The sequence below is a fragment of the Klebsiella sp. S69 genome, assembly GCF_016516145.1.
In the GTDB taxonomy this organism is placed as follows: domain Bacteria; phylum Pseudomonadota; class Gammaproteobacteria; order Enterobacterales; family Enterobacteriaceae; genus Klebsiella; species Klebsiella oxytoca.
Genome location: NZ_JACVUU010000057.1, coordinates 1 through 3,609, shown reverse-complemented (window position 1 = coordinate 3,609; position 3,609 = coordinate 1). Strand labels below are relative to the sequence as shown.

Sequence of the window (3,609 nt, the reverse complement as noted above, 5' to 3'; positions counted from 1 at the left end):
GACAAAGTTATCGGGCACTATCTGACGATAAATCATTACCAATAAATTGGAATCATTACCCTGGACGTCATCTCAACTAGCAGTAGCCAGCTCTATGATCGCGCTGCGCAAAATCTGGCAGGGTTACAGGGGTGTACCAGGCCAGATTTTGCGTCGCGCATCTTTCCTTTTCTCGTTTCTTCTCTTTTTCCTCCGATCCTGTTTGTCCTGGCATTACCCCATTTCTCCCAAAACTCGCAAAACCGCCTACAGGCCGCGCCGTACCTGACTTTTGGTCTCATAACGGCGCAAAAAGGATCCTTTACGTATTTGGTTTTACCCGCAATAATGTGGATTAGTCCAATAAAAGGATCCGCTCGCTGCGATTTATTGTCATGGCAGGATCCGGCGTTTCAGGCCAGAATACCTGTATCCATAACCAGTGCGTGCGCTACGTGAAAAATAACTGATGAACAACGTCATTCCCCTGCAGAATTCACCAGATTGCGTCTCCCTGTTGCCCATTGCTCCGGGGGTCGATTTTGCGACCGCGGTCGCACTCCGGCGCATGGCCACCTCCACCGGTGTCACGCCGGCTTACCTGCTTGCGCCGGAAGTGAGCGCCCTGCTCTTTTATATGCCCGATCAACGCCATCACATGTTGTTCGCCACGATGTGGAACACTGGCATGCGCATCGGTGAAGCGAAGACCCTGACACCGGAGTCTTTTGATGTGGATGGACTCCGCCCTTTTGTCCGGGTGCTGTCTGAAAAAGTGCGTGCGCGCCGCGGTCGGCCTCCAAAGGATGAAGTGCGTCTGGTTCCGCTGACTGACGAAAGTTTCGTTCGACAAATGGAAAGCTGGATGGTCACCACCCGCCCCCGCCGGCGGGAGCCATTATGGGGTGTGAGCGATGAGACTATGCGTAACTGGCTGAAGCAGGCCGTGAGCCGTGCCGGCGCCGACGGGGTCCACTTTTCGATCCCGGTGACACCGCACACATTTCGGCACAGCTACATCATGCACATGCTCTATCACCGGCAGTCTAAAAAGGTCATTCAGGCACTGGTCGGTCATAAGGATCCGCGCTCGATGGAAGTCTACACCCGTGTATTTGCACTGGAGCTGGCGGCAACCCTTGCCGTCCCGTTTACCGGCGATGGTCGTGATGCGGCGGATATTCTGCGCGCCCTGCCCCCGACAACCTGATTTCAGGTTTGCGCTGCCGGCTGCCGGCGAGAACAGGCATTCATATGAGTCAGAGACGCTACACCGGAGATTACCTGAGCAAAGGATATCCTCTATTGATGTTCAGATAAGATCTCATCGAACTGCCGGGTCCCGGATTCTCTGAGTAGTCCGCCTCACTCCTGCACGCTGGTAACCCTCCCCCCGGGTTACCAGGCGCACATTCCGAATGAGCGCATACCGCAGTCATGGAAGATACCCTGAAAAACTCACGTGCAGCGTAGACTGCCGCCCACACTTTTTCTTTCCAGCGCACTGCATCGATATGGCGGTGTGACTGCGGCACCTATGGGTATTTACAGAGTATCGCCAGGTTCGTCTTCCGTGGATGCTTTTCCGCTTCCTCATACCGCAGACAATATGTTCTAAACAGAGCATGATTGCATCGGGCCAGTTATCTTGATCGCACAAAGTCCGGCTTCGACCAGTGAGGCAAAACAACTCAGAAAATGCGTTGACCTACTTTGCTATGACAGCAGCTCGAATCGGTTGAACCGGACATGCAGTTCCTTTTTACGATTCACATCCTCAGAGTGAAACCGGCCCCGGTCCTGCAGAAACCAGTGAAACAAGGAAGGAAAAATTTTCGTGTAGCCCAGGCAGCTGACGAACTTATTCAGAAGGTATGACTCCGGACTGTGCGTTAGCCTTTCCCTGCTCAGGGTGGACCAGCACGTCACGCAGGCCTTCATTTAACTTCAACATCAGCCAACAGCAGGAAAATTGACTGCGGCGTGCAGGCCATCATCTCTCTGTCAATACATGGAACGAATTACCCGCCAGAAGCGCATTCCGCAGTCAATATCAGTGTTTTTTCATATTAAATCGCATACTACAGTCAATTTAATGGGGGGAAGCATGAGGAATAAAGAAAGGTATATTGACTGCGCTATGCGTGATACGTATCACAGTCAATAACAGCACACCGCAGTGATTTTTTGCATACTACAGTCAATTTTCTGACTTTATACTGGTGAGCGCTTCGGCAAGCTTCTGAGGATCAATACCCGCGGCTTTCAAAGCCTTAATGACCTCATCATAGTTCTGCTCAGGAGACAGCTCCTCTTCTTCTTTGCGAGGCGACTTCACGGTACTGCTGATCAGTTTCGGGTTGCGATAGTGCACGCTGAAATAGGCTGCCCGTCCGCGTTTGAATTCGGTGTAATCCAGATATCCGATATCCCGCAGCTGCTCCATGGCTTTGCGAACGGTATGGTTCTGCGTGTACACGTTTGAGGTGAGATTCAGCCGGTCCCGCATACGTTTCATGGAGATTGGCGCCGGGTTCTGAGGCAAGCTTTCGATATAGGTATACAAAGCTTGCGCAGACTCTTTACGCTGCAGGGCGTCGATCGCCTTCAACCGCAGCAGTACCCGCCGGTCCATGTGGTAGAGCTCGAAGAGTTTGGGTTCGGCCTTGATCTCCACGATATCTTCGTTGATATCATAGTAAGCTGACTGCACCAGGTGTGTGGTCCAGCCCTTGGTGTCACTCTGGAACTTCAGCGTGACGGTCGCCAGTTTGAACAGAGAGTTACTGATACGGTCGCGCATTATCTTGTTAGAACGGCGCGAATCAAAACCACACATCTTAACGAACTCAACAAATGACAATTCCAGCGTGTCTTTTTTTACGCCATACTCTGACATGGAGCGAATGATCCCAAGCCAGACTTTAAAGTCCGTATCCATGTCCAGACGCGATCCTGTAATCCTGACGTCGGTGTACCCTTCGCTTTTCGCGATAGACAGCTGTACAAGCTCCTCAGTCGCATCTGTGACGTTTTTACGGTTAGCCTTACTCTTTCCTGTCGATTTCAGCGTAGGAACGAAGAGACCAAGCCTCATGAGTGCAACGGGTTGAACGGTACTGGTGCTGTTGACATCCAGCTTAACAACTTCACCGGTTTTCTTATCAACCTCCTGCAGATTCAGAGGTAAGCTATTATTTTCGCTCGTCATCTTTGATCCCGACAGTTATCCACAAAGGCAAGTATAAATGCATATCTCAGTCAACGGAAATACATACCTCAGTAAATACCGTTGCATATCACAGTATTAGATAATACATACGTCAGTCAACATTTAACACACTATAGTCAATGCTGATCCCCCCTAAGGCGAGGCAGAACAGCGTCTCTGGCGATCCGGGGATCTCTTTATGATCTCACTATGATCTCTATAGGATCATTTTTTGGATCGACACTATGAATAACCCTGTCAGACCTACCCACACCAGGTGACGTAACTCTGTCACCTGGTGTGATATTCTAGATACACCTCGCTGTGAGTTCACGTATAGGAAATTGAAACCATTTCTGCGCCGGAAAGAAGTGGTTTCAATTTAATCATTTTTGATTTATGTGTCCGTGAGGGCGTCG

General features: G+C 50.6%; 2 protein-coding genes. One reads left to right on the top strand and one right to left on the bottom strand.

Translation table 11 applies throughout. From position 1 onward, the window contains the following. Positions 1–448 precede the first annotated feature (448 nt). Entirely contained in the window at positions 449–1,189 is a 741-nt protein-coding gene (locus IAE27_RS29060) for a tyrosine-type recombinase/integrase (protein WP_200093400.1), read from the top strand. 990 nt (positions 1,190–2,179) lie between these two features. Here IAE27_RS29060 and IAE27_RS29055 read toward each other — a convergent pair. Then, positions 2,180–3,190, bottom strand: a complete 1,011-nt coding sequence (locus tag IAE27_RS29055) for a RepB family plasmid replication initiator protein (protein WP_200093399.1) — start codon at positions 3,188–3,190, stop codon at positions 2,180–2,182. Between the last annotated feature and the right edge of the window lie 419 nt (positions 3,191–3,609).

Coding starts and splice junctions, on each gene's coding strand:
- IAE27_RS29060 (WP_200093400.1), top strand. CDS start 449: ATGAACAACGTCATTCCCCTGCAGAATTCACCAGATTGCGTCTCCCTG.
- IAE27_RS29055 (WP_200093399.1), bottom strand. CDS start 3,190: ATGACGAGCGAAAATAATAGCTTACCTCTGAATCTGCAGGAGGTTGAT.